Here is a 24,116-nt window from a genome sequence, read left to right as displayed (position 1 = left end):
AAAGAAAGCGCCCGGGGAGTTCCCCGGGCGTTTTGCTGATTGCGAAGGTTCAGCTGCGGATACGGTCGAAGCCAGGGTCATAGGGGGAAGGGGCAATGACCGTTGCCGTGACCAGATCGCCGCAGAGGTCAAGCTGCATGGAGCTGTCCACCGTTGCCAGATCCGGCTCGACAAAGGCATAGGCCAGATTCATTCCCACCCGGTGGCCCCAGTCGCCTGACGTTATCGTCCCTACGACCTTGTCCTTCTGCATCAGCGAGGCGCCGCCATGGGCCGGGGCGTGAGTGGCGGCGATCTTCAGCGTGACCAGCTTTTTGCGCGGCCCCGCGGCCCGGCGCTTCAACAGTGCTTGGCGGCCAATGAACCCGCCTTTGTCCAGCGTCACGAAACGGCCCAGCCCGGTCTCATACGGGTCGTATTCGGTGATCAGATCCGTCTTCCAGTGCAGGAACCCTTTCTCCATCCGCATCGACTCCACCGCGCGGGCGCCGAACAGCTTCAGCCCGAAAGCCTCCCCGGCCTTGCGCAGCGCCAGATAGGCAGCATAAAGCGAGGCATTCGGGACGTGGATTTCATAAGCCAGCTCACCTGAGAAGCTGACACCCATCACCGTGGCCGGAGCTATACCGATGAAGCATTCGCGCACCGACAGCCAGGGGAAGGCCTCGCGCGACCAGCCGCCCCGGGCACAGGCAGAAAGCACATCCCGCGCCCGGGGTCCTGCCAGGACCAGGATGGTCCGGTCATTGGTGAGGGAGCGCAGCTGCACGTCTTCACCCGCGCGGATGTGCTGGCTCAGCCAGTCCATGTCGTGAAACTCGCTGGCAGCGGCAGAGCCGTACCAGACCCGCTCCGGCCCGCGGTCGGATGCGGGCAGGTTCGCCACCGTGGCCTCGCCCTTGACCATGCCGTGGCGGTTCAGAAGGTAGCCCAGCCCGGCGCGGCCCGCGCGGCGGGTGACGGTGCCGCAGAACATCCGGTCCAGGAAACTGTGGCGGTCCGCGCCGGTGATCTCGATCCGGTTGAAGCCACTGACCTCAGCAAGGCCCACGTTGTCCTGCACATTCTTTACTTCCGCAGCGACCACGCCGAAGGCTTCGTCGAAGTTGAAGGTCCGCGAGGGGTGAAAATCCGGCGAGGGTTTGATGTAATCCACCCGCTCCCAGCCGTTCACCACGCTGAACTCCGCGCCTTCGGCGGCCAGCACCGGCGTCAGCGGCGTAGTTTTGGCCGGCCGGCCCGCCGGGCGGTGCTCATGCGGGAAATGAAAGCGGAACTCGTTCTGGTAGTCTTCCACGGCTTTCAGCGCGGTGAGCTCTGCATTGGCGTGGGTGGTAAAGCGGCGCGGGTCCAGGCACCAGGTGTCAAAACAGGCCTCGCCGTGCACGATCATCTGCGCCAGCAGCCAGCCATGGCCGCCGCCTTCCCCCAGCCCGGCCCGCAATCCGATGGCGCAGAAGGCGTTGCGCTTGCCCGGGACCGGGCCGATCAGGGGTGCGCCGTCGATGGTATAGGTTATCGGCCCATTGACGATCGCGCGGATACCGGTTTCGCGCAGCGCGGGCATCCGGTCAAACGCGCCCTCCAGCACGTCCATCACCCGCTCCAGATCGTCAGGGCAGAGAGCGTTGACGAAATCCGGGTCGATCCCGTCCATGCCCCAGGTCTTGCAGTTCTGCTCGTAAAAGCCGATCAGCAGACCGTTCTTTTCCTGGCGGCAGTAGTAGTCTGAGATCGGGCAGCGGATCAGCGGCATCCGGCGGCCGGCCTCCTTGATGGCGGGGATGTCCTCGGTCAGGAAATACTGATGCTCCATCGAGGCGACCGGGTGATGCACCCCCATCATCGCGCCGACCTCGTTCACCCGGTAGCCGCAGGCATTCACCACAATACCGCAGTCGATATCGCCGTGTTCCGTGTGCACGGTCCAGGTGTCGTCCTTATGCTGGGTCAGCGCGGTCACTGGCGTGTTGCGGTAGACCTCGGCGCCGGCCTTGCGGGCGCGCCGCGCCAGCGCCTGGCACAGCTGCGCCGGGTCGATGTCGCCATCCAGCGGGTCCCACAGGCCGCCCACCAGTTTATCCGTAGAGATCAGCGGGTGGCGGCGGCCGCATTCCTCGGCGCTGATGATCTCGAAATGCACATCCATACCGCGGGCTACCGAGGCGAAATGCCGGTACCCCTGCATCTGCGCCTCGGTATTGGCCAGCCGTATGCCGCCGTCGCCGTGGTGGTAGTTGATCGGATAATCCGGGTCTTCGGACAGCTCCTTATAGAGGCTGATGGAGCGGGACTTGAGCCCGATCATGGTCTGGTTGGTGCCAAAGTTCGTCACCTGCGCCGCCGAATGCCAGGTGGTGCCGCTGGTCAGCTCGTTGCGTTCGACCAGCACAACGTCGCTCCAGCCTTCCTGGGTGAGGTGGTACAGCGTGGAGCAGCCGGCGATGCCGCCGCCGATCACCACAACCTTGGTGCGCGATTTCATGACAAGGAGCCTCCGGTTTACCCTCTACCGACTAAGCGCCCAGACGCGCGCGGCGGCAATGCAGGCGGCCCAGTTTCGCAGAAATTCGAATGCTTGCTTGCAGGATGCGAAAGAAACGGGGCGGTCACTGGCCGCCGCAAGAGGCGGCAATCCCAGGGACGCCGGGATCGGCAGCGCAACCGGGTGCGGTGGGAAACGCACATGGCCGTTGACGGCCCGCCCCGCACAAACGCACACTGCCGGGGCAGCAGTGGAGGCTCATCCAATGGAAATGTCGCAGATGGCTTCAAACTGTGCCGAAACTGGCGTCATGCCGGGAAACTTTGCGGGCAATCTGGCCTTATCGTTTTTCCAAACTGTCACTGTCGGGGCGATGCAAGCCTCCGCAAGGTTTCACCGTTCAACAAAACAAAAAATAACAAATACCAGTCCAAAGGGAGAATTGATCAAATGACAGTAAAGTCGACTGTTTCGCGGCGTTCTGTGCTGAAAGCTGCGGGGGCTGCGGCCCTGGCGGCGCCGCTTTATTCGAAAAGCGCGCTGGCGTCGTCGGGCGAAGTGAACATCCTGATGTGGTCGGACTACCTGCCGCCGGAGTTCCTTTCCGGCTTTGAGGCCAAGACCGGCATCAAGGTGAATTACACCGGCATCGGCTCCAACGAGGAAATCATCAACAAGATGAAGGCCACCAAGGGGCAGGGCTTCGATATCGTCTCGCCCACCAACAACCGCTCGCTGCAGTGGGGGCCGCTGGAGCTTTTGAAGCCCTTCGACATGAGCAAGGTCAACATCGACGCGGTGAACCCGGCGATGGCCAAGATCGGCACCGATGCCTGGAACTTCGGCGGTGAAGGCGTCCACTGGCTGCCGCATATCTGGGGCACCGAAGGCATTGCGTACCGCACCGACAAATGGCTGCCTGCGGGCGATGCGCCGTCTTACGGCGACGTCTGGAGCGAGGAGAACGCGGGCAAGACCATGGGCCGGGCGCATTCGATGATGCTGGGTGCAGGGCTTTACATGGAAGCCTCGGGCGAGATGGAGCCGGGCTCGATCTGGGCTGCCTATGACGACGAGGAAACCATGCGCAAGGTCTGGGGCCAGGTCACCGACTGGTGCGTGGCGCGCAAGGACCGGATCAAGCTGATCTGGAACGACGCCGACACCCAGAAGAACGGTCTGCTGAACGAGGGTGTGGTGGTCGGCCAGACCTGGGACGGCCCGCCGCTGGCGCTGAAATCCGCAGGCGAGCCGGTGCATTACCAGGCGCCCGTCGAAGGCGCGATGGCCTGGGTCGACGGCATGTCGATGCCGGTCGGCGCCCAGAACGAGGAGCAGGTCTATGCCTTCATCGACTATGCCTTCCAGCAGGAGCCTGCGGGCAAGGCGATCGACAGCCACGGCTACAACTCGCCGGTGCTGGGCGCCGACGGCTTCTCCGGCGACATCTACAAGAAGAACTTCGCCGAGGCCTATCCGGGCGACAGCCTGGCCAATCTGAACCCCTGGCCGGCCGAGGCGCCCTGGTACGCCGACGTGCGCACCGAATTCGTCAACAAGTTCAAGAGCGCCTGACCCGCGCGCTTGAATAACCTGGCCCCGGGGCACGCCCTGGGGCCAGCCGCACATTTTGCGGCGCCAACACATACGAACAGATACGGATAGCAGCTCTTGCGGGGCCGGTGGCATGCCACCGGAATGGAGGTCTGCATCTTAGGGAGAAGCCAAATGAGTGCAGGGGTCGGTGTTGATCTCGAGAACTTGTGGATCCGCTTCGGTGACTTTGTTGCCGTGCGCGATGCCAATGTGACCATCAACGGGGGGGATTTCTTTTCCTTCCTGGGGCCGTCGGGCTGCGGCAAGACCACCATCCTGCGCGCGGTCTCGGGCTTCCTGGAGCCAAGCGGCGGCCGGGTGCTGATCGGCGGCAACGACATGAAGGGGATCGGGCCGAACAAGCGCCCCACCGCGCTGATCTTCCAGAACCTGGCGCTGTTTCCGCTGATGAAGGTCTGGGAGAACATCACCTTCTCGATGGAGATCAAGGGCGCCTCGGCGCGCGAGCGGCGCAAGCGCGCGGATGAGCTTTTGGACATGATCGCGCTGCCCGGCCAGGGCGGCAAGCTGCCGTCGGAGCTGTCGGGCGGCCAGCGCCAGCGGGTGGCGATTGCGCGGGCGCTCTGTGCGGAGCCGGACGTTCTGTTGCTGGATGAACCGCTGTCGGCGCTGGACCTGAAGCTGCGCCAGCACATGCGCACCGAACTGCGGGAAATCCAGCAGCGGGTCGGCATCACCTTCATCTACATCACCCACGACCAGGGCGAGGCGCTGACCATGTCCGACAACATCGCGGTGATGCGGGCCGGCGTCATTGACCAGATCGGCGACGGCAAGGCCATCTACAACGATCCCGCCACCGCCTTTGCCGCGTCTTTCGTGGGCGAAAACAACGTGTTCCGCGGCAAGGTCAAGCGTGTCATGGGCAATGAGGCGCTGATCCAGACCAACCGGTCGGGTGATCTGGTGGCGCGGATTTCCAGCGCCAACCAGGGCCGGATGAAGGAAGGCGACGCCGCGATGATGTTCATCCGCCCCGAAGCCTTTGCTTTGGCACCCAAAGGAGCCACCGGCACGCATTTTGTGACCGCCAAGGTCAATCACGAGGAGTTCGAGGGCAACGCTTTCAACATCTTCATGGAAGGCGACGGCGGCAAGGAGCTGAAGGTCTCGATCCCCAACCTCGGGCAGTCGTTCGAGGATCACACCGGCCAGAACATCACCCTGGAATACGAGACGAAGAACGCCGTCATCGTGCCAGCCGGTGAACTGGCCGCGGAATGAGGGGGGCCAAACCATGCCAAGCTTCCTGAGGGAGTTCTTCAAACGCAACGGCACGGGCATGGGCAGCCTGATGCTGGGGCTGGTCCTGTTCTGGACCGTCGGCCTCATCATCCTGCCGCAGCTGTCGATGCTCGACTTCTCGTTCCGCCCTAACCTGCCGCCGCCGGAGATCGGCGGGCCCAGGGACGTCTACACGCTGGAGAATTACAAATACCTGATCTACGGCCCCGAGGGCGGCAGCCAGGATTACAACGCGGTCGACCTCAGGGTGTTCTTCCGCACCCTGGTGGCGGCGGTCTGCGTCACTGTCTTCAACCTGATCCTGTGCTACCCGATCGCCTATTATCTGGCCCAGACCAAGGGCAACCACATCCGCATCTTCGCGCTGATGCTGATCATCCCCTACTGGATCAACGAGATCCTGCGCGCCTTCGCCTTGCGCATCATCTTCGGCGAGACCGGGGTGCTGAACAACATGCTGGTTGGATTGGGGATTTTCGACACCCCCTTCGATTTCATCCGCAATGACATCGCGCTCTATGCGGGTCTGGGATACGCCTACATCCTCTTGATGATCTTCCCGATCTACAATGTGATCGAAAGCCTGGACCGCAACCAGATCGAGGCGGCGCGGGACATGGGCGCGAGCTGGGCCAAGATCCACCAGCGGGTGGTCATTCCTTACGCCAAGCCCGGCATCTCCTCCGGCTGCACCATGGTGTTCATGCTGTCGGCCGGCGCGCTGGCGGCGCCGCAGATCCTGGGCGGGCCGTCCTCCCTGTGGTTCACCCAGCTGATCTATCAGCAGTTCAATGACAACTCCGACTGGCCGCAGGGCGCGGCTTATGCGGTGGTGCTGCTGGTCACCTGTATTCTGCTTGTTCTGGCCGTCATGCGCCTGTTCAAGGTGAACATGGGGGATATCGGCAAATGAAGCGGTTCACCTTTATGCGCCTCAGCCTCTGGATCTATCTGGGGGTGTTCTTCGCCTATCTTCTGGGCCCCTTGGTGATCATGTCGGCCACCGCCTTTAACTCACCCGCCTTCCCGCGGATGACCCCCTGGGAATGCCTGACGTTCGAGTGGTTCGGGGCCTTGTTCCGCGACGAGCGGATCCTGAACGGCATCTGGAACTCGATCCTGGTGGGGGCGGGCACGGTGGTCTTGTCAGTCGCGATGGGGCTGGCGGGGGCGCTGATGCTGACCCAGATTTGGCCCAAGCTGCGCGCCACCTATTACACCATCATCATCGCGCCGATCCTCATCCCCGGCGTGGTCTTGGGGATCTCGACCCTGGTGTTCTGGGACCGGATCAACCGGATGCTGGGGCTGGGGGCGGACAGCTGGCTCTCCAACGGGCTGTTCCTGACCATCATCGGCCAGTCCACCTTCATCGCCAGCTACTGCATGCTGGTGCTGGTGGCCCGCCTGCAGCGCTATGACATGGCCCTGACCGAGGCGGCGCTGGATCTGGGCGCGACGCACGCTCAGGCCTTCCGCAAGGTGCTGCTGCCGTTCATGCGCCCCGCGATTGCGAGCGCTGCGGTGCTGGCCTTCCTGGCGAGCTTTGAGAACTACAACACCACCACATTCACCTTCGGCGAATACCCGACGCTGACCATCGAGCTGGCGCAGAAGGTGCGTTACGGCATCACCCCCGCGATTTCGGCGCTGGCCTTCATCATCGTGGTGCTGACGGTGATCGCGGCACTCGCCAACGAGGCCAGCCTGCGCCGCAAGGAACTGGTGGCGGCGGCGCGCCAGAAGGCCACGGTGGCGGAGCTGGAAAGCGGCAGGCTGCAACTGCCCGGGTTCTTCCGTTCCAACTGGGCGGCGGCGGCGCTGGTCGCGGTGGCCTGCGTCACGGTGGCGGTGGCGGGCACCGCGGCGCTCTACAGCCCGGCCCAGTGCATCGCCGATGTGCAGGAGCAGAAGCGGCTGGAGGCCGAACAGCGCATCCAGGAACTGCTCCGCCAGCGCGAGCTGCGCCGTCAGGAGCAGCTGGACCAGCAGGGCGAGGCCGTTCCGGCCCCCGCCGCGCCGTCCGGCAGCAGCAGCGGCTTCGGCGGCGCCTTCGCCCCCGGCAACCTGTCGGGCAGCAGCGAGGCCGAGCCTGAAGCGGAGCAGGAACCGCAGGGCAATTCTTCCGGCTTCGGCAACGTCTTCGATCCAAACGCCCTGTCAGGCGGCAGCGAGGGCGGCGGCGCAGGCGATTGACCCCGCAAGAACACAAGAAAGGCGGCCCCGGGGCCGCCTTTTCCCCGTCCGGCACCGGATGCTGTCAGGCCATGGACCCCGCAGGGTGGCGGTCCGCATAATACTGCTTCCGGAACGCCTGCGGGCTGGTCTTGTACTCGCGCTTGAACCATTCCGTCAGGCTGCTGCGGGAGCCAAAGCCGGTGGCGGCGACGATCTCGGCCAGCGGCAGGGTGGTGTGCAGCAGCAGCTGGCGGGCCTTTTCGATGCGCAGCTTGCGGTAGGCGGCCAGCGGGCTGGTGCGGGCCTTCTGCTGGAAGCGGCGCTCCAGCTTGCGCGGCGAAACGCCGGCCTGCTGGGCAATATCGCGGATCAACAGCGGCTCTTCGAGGTTCTGCTGCATCAGATCGAGGATCTTAACGATCAGCGCGTCGCCGCCGGCGGTCTGGCGCAGCTGCAAAGACACCTTGGACTGCTCCGACACGGGCCCAAAGGTAAGGCCCAGATAGTCGCAGACCGCGTCGGCAATGAACGGGCCGCGGTCGGCGCGCAGAAAGGCGGCCAGCACGCGCAGCGCGGCAAAACTGCTGACAGCGGTGCTGATCCGGCCCGAGCTGGCGGTCAGGGTGCCTGCCGGGGCGCAGGCCAGCTGCTCTTCCTCTGCGGCGGCAGCAAAGTTCGCGTGCACCGCGCTTTCCACCGGTGCGTTGATGCCGGTCTCTGGCAGCAGGAAAACCGCACTGCCGGCAAACAGGCAGCGCTGTGCCTGGCGGCAGATCCGCTGCAGGCTGGCCTTTTCGCCGGAATTCAGCGGCCAGCGGCTGGCGATGCCGCCGAGGAATATCACTGTCTGTGGCTTCCAGCCGGCGGGCACCGCGCGCATCTGCGAGCTGAGGTTGCGCACGGCGGTGCGGTAGCCGCTGTCGGGAAACAGATCGTTGGCGGCGCGGAAGACCTCGCAAATCATCTGGGCCGCGGCAGGCGGCTCCGACTGCGGCAGAATGATTTCGACGTCGTGGAGGCGGGTCTGTGCCGCGTTGTCAGCGGTTTGCCGGGAGGCTGGCACGGTCAGCGGTTCGAGACGGGACATCATTCTCTCCTCTGAGCGGGTCATGCGGGGATGCGGCGCGGCGGGCGCTGCAGGAGTGCCCCGCCGGACAGGCCGGCGGGGCGGGAGGCCTGACGGATCAGGCCTCGTTTTCTTCGTACTCCGACATCGGCGGGCAGGTGCAGACCAGGTGGCGGTCGCCATAGGCGTTGTCCACCCGGTTCACCACCGGCCAGTACTTGTCGACGCCCAGGTTGCCCGGCGGGAAGCAGGCCTGCTCGCGGCTGTAGGGACGGTCCCATTCGCCGACCAGGTCGCGCACCGTGTGCGGCGCGTGCTTGAGCGGGTTGTTCTGCGCGTCGATCTTTCCGTCGATGATGTCCTGCGCCTCCTGCCGGATCGACAGCATGGCGTCGCAGAAGCGGTCCAGCTCGTCCTTGGGCTCGGATTCGGTCGGCTCCACCATCAGGGTTCCCGCCACCGGCCAGGACATGGTCGGGGCGTGGAAGCCCGAGTCGACCAGACGCTTGGCGATGTCGTCCACGGTGACGTTGCCCTCATCCGCCAGCGGGCGGGTGTCGAGGATGCACTCATGCGCAACGCGGCCCGTTTCCGAGGTGTAGAGGATCTTGTAGGCGTCCTTCAGGCGCGCGGCGATGTAGTTGGCGTTCAGGATCGCCACCCGGGTCGCCTGGGTCAGGCCTGCGCCGCCCATCAGCAGGCAGTAGGCCCAGCTGACCGGCAGGATCGACGGCGAGCCGAACGGCGCCGCCGAGACCGGACCCACGGCGGTGCCGTATTCCGGATGGCCCGGCAGGTGCTCTGCCAGATGCGCCTTGACGCCGATCGGACCCATGCCGGGGCCGCCGCCGCCGTGCGGAATGCAGAAGGTCTTGTGCAGGTTCAGGTGGCTGACGTCGCCGCCGATGTCACCCGGACGCGACAGGCCGACCATGGCGTTCATGTTGGCGCCGTCGATGTACACCTGGCCGCCGTGCTCATGGGTGATGCCGCAAACCTCCTGCACGGTGGTCTCAAACACGCCGTGCGTGGACGGGTAGGTGATCATGCAGGCGGCGAGGTGGTCAGAGTGCTTCTCCGCCTTTTCGCGGAAGTCGGCGACGTCGATGTTGCCTTTGTCATCCGCCTTGATCGGAACCACCGTATAGCCAACCATCTGCGCGGTGGCCGGGTTGGTGCCATGCGCGGAGGTCGGGATCAGGCAGACGTTGCGGTGGCCCTGGCCGTTTGCCGCATGGTAGTTGCGGATGGTCAGAAGGCCCGCGTATTCGCCCTGCGCACCGGAGTTCGGCTGCTGGGAGATCGCGTCATAGCCGGTGATCTGGCAGAGCTTGTCGTTCAGATCGGCGATCATCTGGTGGTAGCCCTGCGCCTGGTCTTCCGGGCAGAAGGGGTGCAGGTTGCCGAATTCCGGCCAGGTGACCGGGATCATTTCGATGGTCGCGTTCAGCTTCATGGTGCAGGAGCCCAGCGGGATCATTGCACGGTCCAGCGCCAGATCGCGGTCGGCAAGGCGGCGCATGTAGCGGGTGATTTCTGCCTCGGCCCGGTTCTTGTGGAAGATCGGGTGGGTCAGATATTCGCTTTCCCGCAGCGCATAATCCGGCAGGCGGTAGGCGCGGTTCTTGACGCTGTCGTCCTTCTTCTCGATGCCGAAGGCGCCCCAGACCGCTTCGATGGTCTCGGCGCGGGTCTGCTCGTCCAGCGAGATGCCGATGCGGTCCTCGCCCACCTTGCGCAGGTTCACACCGCGGGCAACGGCCGCTTCCATGACGGTTTTCTGCAGCGGGCCGACCTCGACGGTGATGGTGTCAAAGAACACTTCCGGCTCCACTTTGAACCCGTGCTCTTCCAGGCCCGCGGCCAGGCGGGAGGTCTTGCGGTGCACCGACTGGGCGATGGCCTTGATGCCGTCGGGGCCGTGGTAGACCGCGTACATCGACGCGATGACGGCCAGCAGCGCCTGTGCGGTACAGACGTTGGAGTTGGCTTTTTCGCGGCGGATGTGCTGTTCGCGGGTCTGCAGCGCCAGGCGGTAGGCCTTGTTGCCGCGGGCATCGACGGACACGCCGATGATGCGGCCCGGCATGGCGCGCTTCAGCTTGTCGGTGGTCGCCATATATGCCGCGTGCGGGCCGCCATAGCCCATCGGAACGCCAAAACGCTGGGTGGAGCCGATGGCAATATCCGCGCCCATCTCGCCGGGCGACTTCAGCAGCGCCAGCGCCAGAATGTCAGCGGCGACAACGGCGATGCCCTTGTGCTCGTGGATGGCTTCGATTTCCGATGTGAAATCGCGCACATGGCCGTAGGTGCCGGGATACTGGAAGATCGCCCCGAAGACCGCGCCCGGGTCCAGCTCGTCCGGATCGGCAACCACCACGTCGATGCCCAGGGGCTCGGCGCGGGTCTGGATCACGGCAACGGTCTGCGGGTGGCAGTTCTTGTCGACGAAGAAGGCCGCGTTGTTCGCCTTGGAGCGCGAGCCGCGGTGCGCCATTGCCATCGCTTCGGCAGCAGCAGTGGCTTCGTCCAGCAGCGAGGCGTTGGCGATGTCCAGGCCGGTCAGATCGCTGACCATGGTCTGGAAGTTCAAGAGCGCTTCAAGACGGCCCTGGGAGATTTCCGGCTGATAGGGGGTGTAAGCGGTGTACCAGGCCGGGTTTTCGAGGATGTTGCGCAGGATCGGCGCCGGGGTGGTGGTGCCATAATAGCCCTGGCCGATCAGCGAGGTCAGCACCTTGTTCTTGGAGGCCACCTGCTTCATGTGGAAAAGCGCATCGCGCTCGGTCATTGCCGGGCCCCAGTCCAGCGCCTCTTTCTGGCGGATGGCGGGCGGCACGGTGGCGTCGATCAGCTCGTCCAGGGTTTTGAAGCCGATCACCTGCAGCATGTCGGCCATCTCGCGCGGCGAGGGGCCGATGTGGCGCCGGTTGGCGAAGTCATAGGCTTCGTAATCGGTAAGTTTGAAGGCCATTACAGAGGTCCTTGTCTGGGGCAATGTCTGGGGCAATGGACCCCGCCGGACGGTTCCGGCGGGGAGGGGATGCTTAGCCGATCAGGGCCTTGTAGCCGTCCAGATCCATCAGATCGTCCAGCTGAGAGGCGTCGGAGATCTTGATCTTGTAGATCCAGGCGTCGCCTTCCGGGCTTTCGTTCAGCGCGGCGGGGTTGTCGGCCAGGGTTTCGTTCACCTCGATCACTTCGCCGTCCAGCGGCGCGTAGATTTCCGACGCGGCTTTCACCGACTCGATGACGCCGATCTCGCCGCCTTTTTCGAACTCGTCGCCGGCTTCGCGCTGCTCGACAAAGACAACTTCGCCCAGCTGGTCGGCGGCGTGCTTGGTAATGCCCAGAGTTGCAGTGTCGCCTTCAACGGTGATCCACTCGTGGTCTTCGGAAAAATAGGTGGCCATGTTGACTCTCCTGATGATGTCTTAGCGTTTGTAGTTCTGAGTGACGAAGGGCAGGGCGGTGATTTCAGCCGGCTGCGCCTTGCCGCGGATGATGAGGTTCACCTTGGTGCCCGGCGCGGCATGGTCTGCCGCAACATAGCCCATGGCAACCGGGCCGCCGACCGTGGGTCCGAAGCTGCCCGAGGTGATGGTGCCGAGAGTATCGCCGCCTTCGCTTTGAACTTCCACACCCTGGCGGGCGGGGGCGCGGCCTTCGGGCTTGATGCCGACCAGTTTCTTGGCGGGGCCTTCGGCCAGTTCCTTCTGAATGCGCGCGGCACCGGGGAAGCCGCCCTCTTCCTTGCGGCGCTTCTGGATCGCCCAGGACAGCGACGCCTCGATCGGCGAGGTCGACTGGTCGATGTCGTTGCCATAAAGGCAGAGACCGGCCTCCAGGCGCAGCGAGTCGCGGGCACCGAGGCCTGCGGGTTCGCAGTCGTCATGGGCCAGGAACAGTTTGGAAATGCGGATGGCATCCGCTTCCGGGATCGAGATCTCGTAGCCGTCCTCGCCGGTGTAACCCAGGCGCGAAATCCGGCATTCGGCGCCGTCAATCTCCGCCACGGTGGTTTCCATGAACTTCAGCTCACGGGCGGCGGGGCACAGTTCGCCCACCACGTCCTCGGCCTTGGGGCCCTGCACGGCAACCAGCGCGCGGTCGAAGATTTCGGTCACTTCGACGCCGTCCAGGTTGGCCTGCATATGCGGGATGTCCTGATGGCGCAGCGCTGCGTTCACCACGACAAAGTAATGATCGCCGGCGTTGGAGACGATCAGGTCGTCCATGATGCCGCCGTTCTCATTGGTGAAGAAGCCATAGCGCGCCTTGCCTTCCTTCAGGCCGGCATAGGCCTGCGGGCAGAGCGTTTCCAGCTTCTCGCCGACGTTTTCACCGCGCAGGATCACTTGGCCCATGTGGGAGACGTCAAAAAGTGCTGCCTTCTCGCGGCACTGCTTGTGCTCGCCCATGATGCCCATGGGGTACTGGACCGGCATTTCCCAGCCGGCGAAGTCGACCATCTTGCCGCCAAGCTCGACGTGCAGGTCATAAAGCGGGGTGCGTTTGGGTGCGTCGGTCATCCTGTGCAGCCTTTGAATTTGTAGGGTTTCGGGGTGGGGAAGGGCGCAGGACGCGCCCTCCCGGAGAGCTTACTCAGCAGCGTGGCCGGCTTCTTCCGATTTGCCGCCGGTGGCAAAGAACTCTTTCGTCACCTTGAAGACGATCGGGCTCAGCAGGGCCAGGGCGATCAGGTTCGGGATGGCCATCATCGCGTTCAGCGTGTCAGCCAGCAGCCAGATGAAGCCCAGGTCGGCGGTGGCCCCGAAGTAGATCGCGATGATCCACAGGATGCGGTAGGGCAGCATGACCTTCACGCCGAACAGGAACTCCATGCACTTCTCGCCATAATAGGACCATCCGAGGATGGTCGTGAAGGCAAAGATCGACAGTGCGATGGCGATCAGGTAGCCGCCGATGCCCGGCAGCGAGGTTTCGAACGCCAGCGAGGTAAGCGCCGCACCGGATTCACCCGAGGTCCAGGCGCCGGAAGCGATGATCGCCAGACCGGTGATCGAGCAGACGATGACGGTGTCGATAAAGGTGCCCAGCATGGCGATCAGGCCCTGGTTGACCGGACCTTTGGTCTCAGCCGCTGCGTGCGCGATCGGGGCAGAGCCGAGGCCTGCTTCGTTGGAGAAGACGCCGCGGGCCACGCCAAAGCGGATCGCCGCCCAGACCGCCGCACCGGCAAAGCCGCCTTCGGCTGCCGAGGGGGTGAAGGCATGGGTGAAGACCAGGCTGAAGGCGGTGCCGATGGCGTCCGCGTTGACAACCAGAACGATCAGGCCTGCGATGATGTAGCTGACCGCCATGAACGGAACCAGCTTGCCCGCCACCGCGCCGATGCGGGTGATGCCGCCCAGGATCACGGCGCCGGTCAGCACCATCAGCACGATGCCGGTGATGGAGGTGTTGAAGCCGAAGTTGGTCTCAAGAACCTGTGCCACGCCGTTCGCCTGCACACCGTTGCCGATGCCGAAGGCCGCGATGGAGCCGAACACGGCAAAGGCAACGCCCAGCCAGGCCCATTTCGCGCCGAGGCCGTTCTTGATGTAGTACATCGGGCCGCCGACATAGTTGCCTTCTTCGTCACGCTCGCGGAATTTCACGGCGCAGACGGCTTCGGAATATTTGGTGGCCATGCCGACCAGCGCGGTCATCCACATCCAGAACAGCGCGCCGGGGCCGCCGAGGAACACGGCAGTGGCAACGCCTGCAATGTTCCCTGTGCCGATGGTGGCCGACAGCGCGGTCATCAGCGCGTTGAACGGGGTGATCTGGCCTTCGCCGGTTGCTTCACGGCCCTTGAACATCAGGCCAAAGCCCATGCCCAGTTTCCGGATCGGCATGAATTTCAGGCCGACCTGGAGGAAGAAGCCGACGCCGAGAATGAGGACCAGCATCATCGGCCCCCAAACCACTTCGTTTACTTCTCCTACGATTGAATTTAACGCTTCCATGGGTCTCCTCCCGCTTGCGTTAATGTTATTTGCCCTTTGCCAAGGCCATCTGACGGGCCTCTTTCAGGGCGGCAAAATCTTCATCCGCGTGGAACGAAGAGCGGGTCAGCGGTGTCGCTGACACATGCAAAAAGCCCTTGGAGCGCGCGATCTGTTCCAACTGCTCGAATTCTTCCGGCGACCAGAAGCGGTCGATCGGGTGGTGTTTGGGGGTGGGCTGCAAATACTGGCCCACAGTCAGGAAATCGACGCCCGCTGCACGCAGGTCGTCCATCACCTGGCGCACATCCTCCAGTGTCTCGCCCAGGCCGACCATGATGCCGGACTTGGTGAACAGCTGCGGGTTGGCGCGCTTGGCGTCGTCCAGCAGCCGCAGCGAGGTGTAATAGCGCGCGCCGGGGCGCACACGGGGATAGAGCCGCGGCACGGTTTCCAGGTTGTGGTTGAACACATCCGGCGCCGCCTCGAACACCGCCTGCGCCGCTTCGCCCTTGCCCAGGAAATCCGGGGTCAGCACCTCGATGGTGGTGCCGGGGTTCTGATGGCGGGTGGCGCGGATGGTCTGGGCAATATGCTCCGCACCGCCGTCCGCCAGGTCGTCCCGGTCGACGGAGGTGATCACCACATGGCGCAGGCCCAGCTTCTTGACCGCCGCCGCAACCCGGCCCGGCTCAAACGCGTCCAGCGTGTCCGGCTTGCCGGTGGTTACATTGCAGAAGGAGCAGCCGCGGGTGCAGACCTCTCCCATGATCATCATGGTGGCATGGCGCTTGGACCAGCATTCGCCGATGTTCGGGCAGGCGGCCTCTTCGCAGACGGTGGCCAGATCATGCTCCCGCATCAGCTTGCGGGTCTGGTAGTATTCCGCGCTTTCGATCTTCTTCTTGCGGATCCATTTCGGTTTGCGCGGGATGGCGCTGTCGGCCTTGCGGGCCTTTTCCGGGTGGCGGGGGCGCAGCTGAATTGTCATCTGACAATTTTCTCCGGATCAGGCGTGAATGGCGCGGCCAAGCGCGTCAAGGCAGGCTTCTTTCACCGCTTCGCCCATCGCCGGATGCGCGTGGCAGGTGCGGGCGACGTCCTCGACCGTGGCGCCCTTGGTCATCGCCAGCACCAGTTCGGCAATCAGATCGCCGCCGTGGGCGCCGCAGATATGCGCGCCGAGGATCTTGCCGTCGGGCGTTGCCAGCACCTTCACGGCACCGTCGGTCTCGCCGGTGGAGCGGGCGCGGGAGTTGGCCATGAAGGCAAACTGGCCGGTGATGTATTCGGTGCCGGCCTCTTTCAGCGCTTCCTCGGTCTGGCCGACGGAGGCGACTTCGGGGTCGGTGTAGACCACGCCGGGAACAGTGTTGTAATCCACATGGCCATGCTCGCCTGCCAGTATCTCGACACAGGCAACCCCGTCTTCCTCGGCCTTGTGGGCCAGCATCGGGCCGGGCACGCAGTCGCCGATGGCAAAGATGCCCGGGACAGAGGTCTGGAAGGTTTCATCCACCTCGATGAAGCCGCGGGCATTGATGGATACCCCCAGCGCCTCCAGCCCCAGGCCGCGGGTCACAGGGCGGCGGCCGATGGCGATCAGCACCTTGTCTGCCTCAATCTGCTCTTCCGTGCCCTTGCCGACCCGGTCCAGCGTCAGGGTCAGGCCGTTTGCGCCCTTTTCAATGCTCTTCAGAGCACGGCCCAGCTGGAATTTCAGGCCGCGCTTGCTCAGCGCGCGCTGGGACAGCTTGGCAATCTCGCCGTCGATGCCGGGCAGGATGCGGTCGAGGTATTCCACCACCGTCACCTTGGATCCGAGGCGGGACCAGACCTGACCAAGCTCAAGCCCGATCACGCCGGCGCCGATCACCACCAGATGCTCCGGCGCGGCGTCCAGTGCCAGCGCGCCGGTGCTGCTCAGCACATCCGCATCGTCGATCTCCACGCCGGGGAGGGGGCTGGGTTCCGACCCGGTGGCAATCAAAATGTTGCTGGCGGTGTAGGTGTCGCCCCCCACCTGCACCTGGCCGGGGGCGGGGATGCTGGCCCAGCCTTCAATGTGGTCGACGCCGTTCTTCTTGAACAGGAAAGCGATGCCCTTGGTCAGGTCGCCGACAATCTTGTCCTTGCGGGCCATCAGCGCACTCAGGTCCAGGCTGGCGCCCTCAACTGCGATGCCATGCTGGGCCAGATGGGACAGCTCTGCATATTTGGCGGAGGAGGTCAGCAGCGCCTTGGAGGGGATGCAGCCGACGTTGAGACAGGTGCCGCCCAGTGCGCCGCGGCCCTCGACGCAAGCAACCTTCAGGCCCAGCTGCGCCGCGCGGATCGCTGCGACATAACCGCCCGGACCGGCTCCGACCACGATCAGATCATAAGCGCTCATTTTGTTTCTCCTCCGAAATGCGGTCCAAGACCGGCACGTACGCTGCCGTATACGACGTTGCGTCTCCTATAGGAAACTTTTTCCCTATTGCAAACTAAAAGTATTGATGCGGAAATTTTGACCCGCGGATACATCAAAGCTAAGCTGCTTGCGGAACAGGAGAATTCGCAGAGATGGAACCAATTCCCTCAGAAGAAACAGGGCTCGGCCCCGAGGCCATGGAAGCTCCGGACGGGGAAGTCCTGGGGAAAATGATTCGCGACGCCCGCAAGGAGAAGGGCCTGACGCTGGAGGAAGCGGCCAAGGCCGCGGCCATCGGGCGCTCGACCTTGTCGAAGATCGAGAACAACCAGACCCGGCCCAGTTTCGAGATCATCCGCCGCCTGATGCAGACGCTGGAACTGGAAACGCCGCAGCTGTTCCTGCAGTCCGGGCAAAGCGGCGTTACCGGGCGGCGGGACTTTACCCGCACCGGCGAGGGGGAGCACAAGGAAACCACTACCTATGACCATGAACTGCTGTGCAGCGACCTGACCAGCAAGCGGATGGTCCCCTACATCAGCACCATCAAGGCGCGCGATGTCACCGAATTCGACAATTGGGTGCGCCATCAGGGGGAGGAGTTCATGTTCGTGCTGAGCGGCGAGGTGATCCTGTACACCGAGCATTACCGGCCGCTGCGCATGGGGCCGGGCGACTCGGTCTATTACGACAGCGGCATGGGCCATGGCTGCGTGTCGGTCAGCGCGGAGGACGCAAAGGTGCTGTGGGTCTCGCTGGAAGTGTGACGGGGAAGCCGCCCGCCGGGCTGCCTGTCCCGATGGCCGGTTAAGCCGCTTTTCCAGGCAAGCCGCTTCGCTTACACCTGCTGGAAAGGAGGCGCGCTGCCATGAAACTGGACCCTGTGGATATCTCGAAATCGGCTTCGGCCTCGGCAGCGGTGTTCGACGCCTTGCGCAAGGCCATCATCGAGGGCCGGCTGGCGGAAGGGGAGCCGCTGCGCCAGGATGAGATCGCGCGCCATTTCAGGACCAGCAGGCTGCCGGTGCGCGAAGCGATCAACCGGCTGGAAGAACACGGCCTGGTCCGGACCCAGCGGTTCAAGGGCGCCGTGGTGGCCGGCCTTTCGGCGGATGAGGCTGCCGAAATCTTTGATTTCCGCGCGCTGCTTGAGCCGGAGATCATCCGCGATGCGGTGCCGCGGATGCCGCCAGAGCTGCTGGCCCGGGCCCGTGCCGATTTCGCCGCCTTCGATGCCTCGAAAAATCCGATGGAATGGGGGGTGCTGAACCGGGCCTTCCATGACGGGCTGTACAGTGCCAGCCGGTTGACCTTCTTCCGCGAGGCGGCCAGCGGCGCAATGGACCGGATCGACCGCTATATCCGGGCGCAGCTAGTGATGAGCAACGGCATGGAGCGTGCAGGCCGGGAGCATCTTGCCATCCTGGAGGCGTGCGAGGCGGGCGATGCGCGGCTGGCCTCGGACCTGACCCGAGCGCATATTCTGGAGGCCAAAGCCTCCTTGCTGGCGCATTTCCCGGCGCAGGCGGGCTCCTGACCGCCGCCAAAGGCCAGGCCGCCCGCAGCGCCTGCCGAAAGGGCGCCGCCGTCAGGCCGGTCTCTGCGCCTGGGATTTCCCGAGGCAGACCAGAAACCGGATTGTCGTGCCGGCCTCCGCGTGGGGATCGCACCAGATTGCCCCGTTGTGACGCTTGGCGATTTTGGCGCAGGTGGCCAGCCCAAGGCCGGTGCCGGGCTGGTCGCTGCCGCGCTGCAGCCGCTTGAAGGGCTCGAAAATCTTCTCCCGGTACTCCGGCGGGACGCCAATGCCGTTATCCGCAACCGAGATCATCACGCCGCCGGCAGCGGGTTCAGCCGTCACCGTTATCTCAGGGGTTTTGCAGCCGCTGTACTTGATGGCGTTGCCGATCAGGTTTTGCAGCAGCTGCACGATGTCCGGCGGAAAGCACGAGACGTTCAAACCCCCGGACAGCCATTCAATCCGGGCGCCGGACGCCGCCAGATCCTGCGCCATGACAGCGCGCAAGCTGTCGAACAGGCTATCGACAGTGACATGCTCAGCGGTCCCGTTGCTGTGCGGGTTGATGTGGCTTGCCAGCCGTTCAATCAGGTCAGAGGTTTTGCGGACCGACTTCTTCATCAGGCCCAGCTGCCGGGTGACCTCGTCAAATTCACCGTTGTCATAGTCTTCTTGTATCTGGTCGCTGAGAAACTTGATGGCGCGCAGCGGCGCCCGCATGTCATGCACCAGCACATCGGAAAACAGCCGCAGCTCATTCTGCTGCTCCTGGATCCGCCAGCGCATTTCAGCGACCTTCAGGCCGTTCGAAACCATCCGCTGGAGGGCCTCGGCAGTGATCGCGGATTTGGGAATGTAATCACTGGCGCCGGCCAGAATGACGCTCTTGGCGATTTCCTCGTCCCCCTGGCCGGTGGTCATGAACAAAACCGCCCGCGGCCAGGTCGCCGTCAGCTGCGTGATAAGGTCCAGTCCGGTGCCGTCCGGCAGAAGGTAGTCCAGCAGGATCACATCCACCGGGAGGCCGGCCTGAGACAGGGCGCTTTGCCCGCAGTCCGCCTCGGCAACCTTGGCGTCCGGGTGCATTTGCAGCAAAAGCCTGCGCACCAGTTTCCGGTCGCCAGCGTCATCGTCAATGATCAGGATATTGAGAACCGTCATCGGACACCTTTGTGATGTGAATTTCGGGCAGTTCAACAATGCGCCAGTAATGGTCGAGCGTGGCCATCAGATCGACAAACATGTCTCCGGCATTGGACTTGAGAATGTAGCCGGCCACGTTATTGGCATAGGCTGCGGAAATGTCCCTTTCGTCCTCGGACGTCGTCAGCACAATAAACAGGACCTTGCGCAGCACTGGATCGGCGCGGATTTCCTCCAGCAGTTCGAGGCCATTCTTGCGCGGCATATTGATGTCGCTCAGCACCACAAAATTGGGCGGCGGCACCTGGCTCATTTCGCCGCGCAGAAACGCCAATGCTTCGACACCATCGGTGAATCGCTGGATCGGGTTGGCGATCCTGGCCTGGTCAAACGCGCGGCGCAGGGCCTTGGCATCGCCGTCATCGTCCTCGACAAGCACAATGTTCAGGGCAGGGCGGCTGGCGGGGGCGCTGTTGACGGCCATGCTGCATTTTCCTTGTTCCGGGGCGGCCAGCGGCCGGGAGAGGCGGAGGCGGGGTCCGCTGGCCAGCCGGACTGAAGCGCAATCCGGCCGTCTTTCGCTGTTCCTGTACAGGGCAGGTCCGTGCCGGAGTCCGCTGTGAAGGCCTTTGGCCTTTGGAGGGGGGGAGGTTTCGAGCCTCTCGGGAAGGAATTGCTCTGGATCTCCGGGCCCGCCCGCACCTGCGGCTGGCTGTTACTGCAGCAAGTTGGGCGAAGCTTTGGCGGCGAATTCCCGGGTGTCGTCGATCACGCTGTCCAGATCATCCATGAACACAACCAGATCCTTGCAGCTGCGTTCCAGCAGCGAGACATCAGACAGCATCGCGGGGGGCACGCTGTCATCCTGACGCGCCTGCGACTTGATCACGCGCACCCCGGCAAGCGTCCGGCTCAGAAGCAGCCGGAGATCGGGCCCGCAGCCGACAATGAACCGCTGGAAAATCCGCCTCAGCTCCTTCTCCGAGGCCCGTGCGCTCGACAGCTGCCCGTAAAGCGCCCGCCGCTCAAGCGCTGAGGCGATGGATTTCATCAGGGAATCCGTGGTCAGCTCATCCTTGACAATGTAATCCGCGCACCCGCGGCGCATGGCCTCGACGGCGATATGGTAATTCGTCGCGCTGGTCAGCATGATGGGAACCGCCTGCACTTGATCTTCATGCGACACCAGCAGCCTCAGCGCGTCCAGTCCCGTGTCCATGCCCAGGTTGTGGTCAAGGAACACCAGATCAAATTGCTCCGCGTCCAGCTGCTGGCGCATTTCGTCCAGGGTCGCGGCCTCGTGGAATTCTGCAGTCATCCCGGCCTTGCGGCACAGTTTGCTCAGGCGCAGCCTGTCAATCTCATCGTCATCAACAGAGAGAATGTTCAGATTGACGGGCTGCAGAACCGGCGGGGCGCCCTTGCTGGAAAACGGAGTATTTCTCATCCTGATACCTTTTAATACTAAGCTGCACCCGGAGCGGCTGCCCGGGACTTCACACTCTAGGCGGTATTATATTCGCTTATTTTCACGTATGGATTTATTATCTTGAGGCATTTGATTAAGGAAAACTGAGTGCAGGGGGCGGCGGCCAGGATTTTACGTTAAGGACACGTTTGCCAAATGATATTTGCGGACCCCTTGCGTTACGGGAGGCCGCGCAACCGGCCGAAGCGGGGAGAAGCAGGGAATTTTGCGAAAATTATTTGCAGGTTGAGCTGCTTAGCCTGTTCTGAGCGGGGCCGTTACAGCGCCTCAAAGATCCGGGCGGCAGGGCGCTCCCGGCCACGCGCAGACGTTCTGTGGCCCGGAGCTGAGGCAGCAGCCCGCGGCGGCAGCGGCATGAAAGTCCGCTGCCGCGGCCTTGCCAGGAAGCGTGCGCGGCGCGTCCAGGGGCAGTGCTGCACGGCAAGGCTTTGCGGTTGCGCAACGCCATAAAGGGCAGCAGGAGAGCCGCAGTATCCGGTCCGCAGCACCAGTTCTGCCCGCCCGTTCAGCCGAGGAATTATGGCCGGACCAGAGGCCGGAACTGCGGTCCGGCCTCTGGTTTCAGTACCGCTGTCTCAGGCTTGCCTGACCGAGGCGTGCGGTGCCGCGGGCTGTGCGCCCGCCAGGCTTAGAAATCTTCCCATTTCCCTGCTCCGCCGGTGCCCGTTGCCAGGGTTTGGCCGGCACCATCTGCAGGCAGGCTGGGGTCATCGCTCCAGCTGTCCTTTGGCGCCGCAGCAGCGTGCGCACTGGCGGGTTCCGGTCTCTTGCGGTCCGAGCGGGGGGCATGCTGCCCCTCAATCGTGAAATGCGACACAAGTTCCGCCAGCTTGTTTGAATCGGTGTGCAGCATGTGGCCGGCGGCGGTGGCCTCTTCCACCATGGCCGCGTTCTGCTGGGTCACCTGGTCCAGCTGGGTGACGCCGGTGTTGATCTCGGCCAGCCCGGTCGATTGTTCGGCCGCGCCCTCGGCGATGCCGGAGACCAGCTGCGAGATATGGGTGACCCGTTTGACGATGCTTTGCAGCGCCTCGCCGGCCTTGCCGACCAGATCCACCCCGCGCTCCACCTGTTTGGAGCTGTCGCCGATCAGAGTCTTGATCTCCATCGCCGCGTCGGAGGAGCGCTGGGCCAGCGCCCGCACTTCGCTCGCGACCACGGCAAAGCCTTTGCCGGCCTCGCCTGCCCGCGCCGCCTCGACGCCTGCGTTCAGGGCCAGAAGGTTGGTCTGGAAGGCGATGTCGTCAATCACAGAGATGATCTGGCTGATGTGGTTCGAGCTCTGCTCGATCTCGGTCATGGCGGTCACGGCGTTGCCGACCACGGAGCCGCTGGCCTCGGCTTCGGCCCGCGCCTCTGCCATGGTGGCTTCGACACTGCGGGCGCCCTCGGCGGCGGATTTGACCGACGCGGTCAGCTCATCCAGCGCCGCTGCGGTCTCTTCCAGGGTGGCTGCCTGGCTCTCAGTGCGGTGCGAGAGGTCATCGGAGGCCTGGCTGATCTCTTCGGCGCCGTTGCGAATACTGCGGGCCGCCTCGATCACCTGCTGCACAGTTTCTTTCAGGGTTTCCAGGGTCAGGTTGTAGTCGTGGCGCAGCTGCTCGTGATCCTTCGGAAAGGCCTCGGTGATCGGCTGCGAAAAATCTCCTGCGGACAGCCGCACGAGGCCGGCGCTCAGGCTTTCAACCACGAACTGCTGCTCCTGCTGCTGCTCGTTGCGGCGCTCTTCGGCGATACGCGCCTGCTTCAGGTCGGCCTGCATCGACACCAGCGTCTTGCCGATCTTGCCGATTTCGTCGTTGCGTGCGGCAGCTTCGATGCTGGTGTCCAGATCGCCTGAGGCAACAGCCTCCATACGGGTGCAGATCTTGTCGATCGGACGTGTAATCGACCGCGCAAACAGCCAGCCGAGGAAGGAGACAGCCGCAGCACAGGCCAAGGAGATCAGCAGCATGATCTGGCGCTGGCGGACCGCAGGCGCCAGGATTTCCTCCCGGTCCAGCTCGGCAACGATCGCCCAGTTCAGGTCTCGGTATCTGAAAGGCCCGGTGACGGCTGCAACCGTGCGGCCGTCCGGTTTTTGCACAGCGGGGTGGAACGAGACAGACCGCTCCTCCTCCGCATCTGACGCGCTGCTTTCGGAGCTGCTGCCGGCGAAGGCGGTCTCGATGTAGGGGAGGTTCGGCAGTTCTTCCAGCACGCCGTGGCGGCCTTCGAGGCGCGATTTGGTGCGGGCCTTAAAGTCGCCGCCGATCAGGTACACATCCAGAGTTTCCAGCGCGCCGCCGAAATTGGTGGTGATCATGGCGATCTCGTCGATGGCTATTTGCAGGGCAAACACCCCCGCGAACCGGCCGGCGTCATCCTCGACCCGGGTCGCGGCAAAGGCGGCCGGGGCGCCAGCACTGGGATCGTATGCTTCGATATCAGAGAAATAGACCCGCCCGGGCTCCCCTGCCTCCGCCATCCGGAACGCTTTGGCCAGTCCCGTCTCGCGGAAGGGCCCGGACACCATGTTGGTGGCGTAATCGCTTTCCTTTGTGACCGAAAACACCACGTCCCCGGCCGCGGTGATCAGGAAGATGTCGTAAAAGCCCATTCGCTCCATCACTTTCTGAAAGGCGGAATGGGTGCGCTTGAAGTGAATTTCATAGGGCGACGCGACGGACGCAAACATCGACAGATTTTGCACCTCAGCCTGGCCTTCGCCGCTTCTGGTGGCCCAGGTTGCGGTCAGATCCTTCATTGAACCGGCCGTGGAGGGGACCGATGCGATGGTCAGAATGGCGGCTTCGATTCCTTCGAAATAGGATTGCAGAGCCAGTTCCCGGTCCTCCACCAGCGACTGCATGAACAATTCGCTGTTCTGGAGCACCCCGCGCCGGAAGTTGCTGGTGCTGACGGCAATCAGCACGGCTGTGAGCACCAGCGCAGTGCTGACGATCAGCAGCGGCAGCTTGTGGGCGAGTTTCATGGATCTCAGAATTTTCAATTTACCCTCCAGCGG

At 63.8% G+C, this 24,116-nt stretch carries 19 protein-coding genes; 7 read left to right on the top strand and 12 right to left on the bottom strand.

Features of this window, described 5'->3' with window-relative positions; translation table 11 throughout:
- Nucleotides 1–49 precede the first annotated feature (49 nt).
- Complete coding sequence (locus PHA8399_RS19370) at nt 50–2,485, bottom strand: GcvT family protein (protein ID WP_058287750.1); 2,436 nt, start codon at nt 2,483–2,485, stop codon at nt 50–52.
- A gap of 265 nt (nt 2,486–2,750) precedes the next feature.
- On the opposite strand from PHA8399_RS19370, the gene PHA8399_RS22430 reads away from it, so the two are divergent.
- The 5 genes from PHA8399_RS22430 to PHA8399_RS19350 all read left to right on the top strand — a co-directional run bounded on the left by PHA8399_RS22430 (nt 2,751) and on the right by PHA8399_RS19350 (nt 7,543).
- The gene (locus PHA8399_RS22430; protein ID WP_145977077.1) at nt 2,751–2,939 is read left to right on the top strand and encodes a hypothetical protein; all 189 of its coding nucleotides are present in this window, start codon (nt 2,751–2,753) and stop codon (nt 2,937–2,939) included.
- The gene (locus PHA8399_RS19365) at nt 2,936–4,060 is read left to right on the top strand and encodes an extracellular solute-binding protein (protein WP_058287749.1); all 1,125 of its coding nucleotides are present in this window, start codon (nt 2,936–2,938) and stop codon (nt 4,058–4,060) included. Before PHA8399_RS22430 ends, PHA8399_RS19365 begins: the two co-directional genes overlap by 4 nt.
- 153 nt (nt 4,061–4,213) lie before the next feature.
- Complete coding sequence (locus PHA8399_RS19360; RefSeq protein ID WP_058287748.1) at nt 4,214–5,326, top strand: ABC transporter ATP-binding protein; 1,113 nt, start codon at nt 4,214–4,216, stop codon at nt 5,324–5,326.
- 13 nt (nt 5,327–5,339) lie between these two features.
- On the top strand, nt 5,340–6,260 hold the full coding sequence (locus PHA8399_RS19355) for an ABC transporter permease (RefSeq protein ID WP_058287747.1): 921 nt from the start codon (nt 5,340–5,342) through the stop codon (nt 6,258–6,260).
- Nucleotides 6,257–7,543 carry an ABC transporter permease gene (locus PHA8399_RS19350; protein WP_058287746.1) on the top strand — a complete coding sequence of 429 codons (1,287 nt, stop codon included), beginning with the start codon at nt 6,257–6,259 and terminating at the stop codon, nt 7,541–7,543. Before PHA8399_RS19355 ends, PHA8399_RS19350 begins: the two co-directional genes overlap by 4 nt.
- Nucleotides 7,544–7,607: 64 nt before the next feature.
- Here PHA8399_RS19350 and PHA8399_RS19345 read toward each other — a convergent pair whose 3' ends face one another.
- From PHA8399_RS19345 to lpdA, 7 genes are all read right to left on the bottom strand, one after another.
- The gene (locus PHA8399_RS19345) at nt 7,608–8,612 is read right to left on the bottom strand and encodes a helix-turn-helix domain-containing protein (RefSeq protein ID WP_244270263.1); all 1,005 of its coding nucleotides are present in this window, start codon (nt 8,610–8,612) and stop codon (nt 7,608–7,610) included.
- Nucleotides 8,613–8,709: 97 nt separating this feature from the next.
- On the bottom strand, nt 8,710–11,568 hold the full coding sequence (gene gcvP / locus PHA8399_RS19340) for an aminomethyl-transferring glycine dehydrogenase (RefSeq protein ID WP_058287744.1): 2,859 nt from the start codon (nt 11,566–11,568) through the stop codon (nt 8,710–8,712).
- A 73-nt stretch (nt 11,569–11,641) separates the two neighbouring features.
- Entirely contained in the window at nt 11,642–12,007 is a 366-nt protein-coding gene (gcvH, locus tag PHA8399_RS19335; RefSeq protein ID WP_058287743.1) for a glycine cleavage system protein GcvH, read from the bottom strand.
- A gap of 21 nt (nt 12,008–12,028) precedes the next feature.
- Nucleotides 12,029–13,126, bottom strand: coding sequence for a glycine cleavage system aminomethyltransferase GcvT (gene gcvT / locus PHA8399_RS19330; RefSeq protein ID WP_058287742.1), 1,098 nt, complete (start codon nt 13,124–13,126; stop codon nt 12,029–12,031).
- A gap of 69 nt (nt 13,127–13,195) precedes the next feature.
- Nucleotides 13,196–14,566, bottom strand: coding sequence for an alanine/glycine:cation symporter family protein (locus PHA8399_RS19325; RefSeq protein WP_058287741.1), 1,371 nt, complete (start codon nt 14,564–14,566; stop codon nt 13,196–13,198).
- A gap of 25 nt (nt 14,567–14,591) precedes the next feature.
- Nucleotides 14,592–15,536 carry a lipoyl synthase gene (gene lipA / locus PHA8399_RS19320; RefSeq protein WP_058287740.1) on the bottom strand — a complete coding sequence of 315 codons (945 nt, stop codon included), beginning with the start codon at nt 15,534–15,536 and terminating at the stop codon, nt 14,592–14,594.
- Nucleotides 15,537–15,554: 18 nt separating this feature from the next.
- Nucleotides 15,555–16,937, bottom strand: a complete 1,383-nt coding sequence (lpdA, locus tag PHA8399_RS19315) for a dihydrolipoyl dehydrogenase (RefSeq protein ID WP_058287739.1) — start codon at nt 16,935–16,937, stop codon at nt 15,555–15,557.
- 173 nt (nt 16,938–17,110) lie between these two features.
- Between lpdA and PHA8399_RS19310 the strand changes: the two genes are divergently transcribed.
- Complete coding sequence (locus tag PHA8399_RS19310) at nt 17,111–17,725, top strand: helix-turn-helix domain-containing protein (protein ID WP_058287738.1); 615 nt, start codon at nt 17,111–17,113, stop codon at nt 17,723–17,725.
- Between the two features lie 101 nt (nt 17,726–17,826).
- Nucleotides 17,827–18,495, top strand: coding sequence for a GntR family transcriptional regulator (locus tag PHA8399_RS19305; protein WP_058287737.1), 669 nt, complete (start codon nt 17,827–17,829; stop codon nt 18,493–18,495).
- Nucleotides 18,496–18,546: 51 nt separating this feature from the next.
- Here the strand turns inward: PHA8399_RS19305 and PHA8399_RS19300 are convergent, their stop codons facing one another.
- The 4 genes from PHA8399_RS19300 to PHA8399_RS19285 form a co-directional block, all read right to left on the bottom strand.
- The gene (locus PHA8399_RS19300; protein WP_058287736.1) at nt 18,547–19,638 is read right to left on the bottom strand and encodes a sensor histidine kinase; all 1,092 of its coding nucleotides are present in this window, start codon (nt 19,636–19,638) and stop codon (nt 18,547–18,549) included.
- Nucleotides 19,610–20,104, bottom strand: a complete 495-nt coding sequence (locus tag PHA8399_RS19295) for a response regulator (RefSeq protein WP_058287735.1) — start codon at nt 20,102–20,104, stop codon at nt 19,610–19,612. The genes PHA8399_RS19300 and PHA8399_RS19295 overlap by 29 nt, the downstream gene beginning before the upstream one ends.
- Nucleotides 20,105–20,335: 231 nt before the next feature.
- The gene (locus PHA8399_RS19290) at nt 20,336–21,067 is read right to left on the bottom strand and encodes a response regulator (protein WP_058287734.1); all 732 of its coding nucleotides are present in this window, start codon (nt 21,065–21,067) and stop codon (nt 20,336–20,338) included.
- 670 nt (nt 21,068–21,737) lie between these two features.
- The gene (locus PHA8399_RS19285; protein ID WP_244270262.1) at nt 21,738–24,083 is read right to left on the bottom strand and encodes a methyl-accepting chemotaxis protein; all 2,346 of its coding nucleotides are present in this window, start codon (nt 24,081–24,083) and stop codon (nt 21,738–21,740) included.
- Nucleotides 24,084–24,116: the final 33 nt, after the last annotated feature.

The organism is Leisingera aquaemixtae (genome assembly GCF_001458395.1).
Classification (GTDB): domain Bacteria; phylum Pseudomonadota; class Alphaproteobacteria; order Rhodobacterales; family Rhodobacteraceae; genus Leisingera; species Leisingera aquaemixtae.
This window is presented reverse-complemented; position numbering and strand designations above follow the sequence as displayed.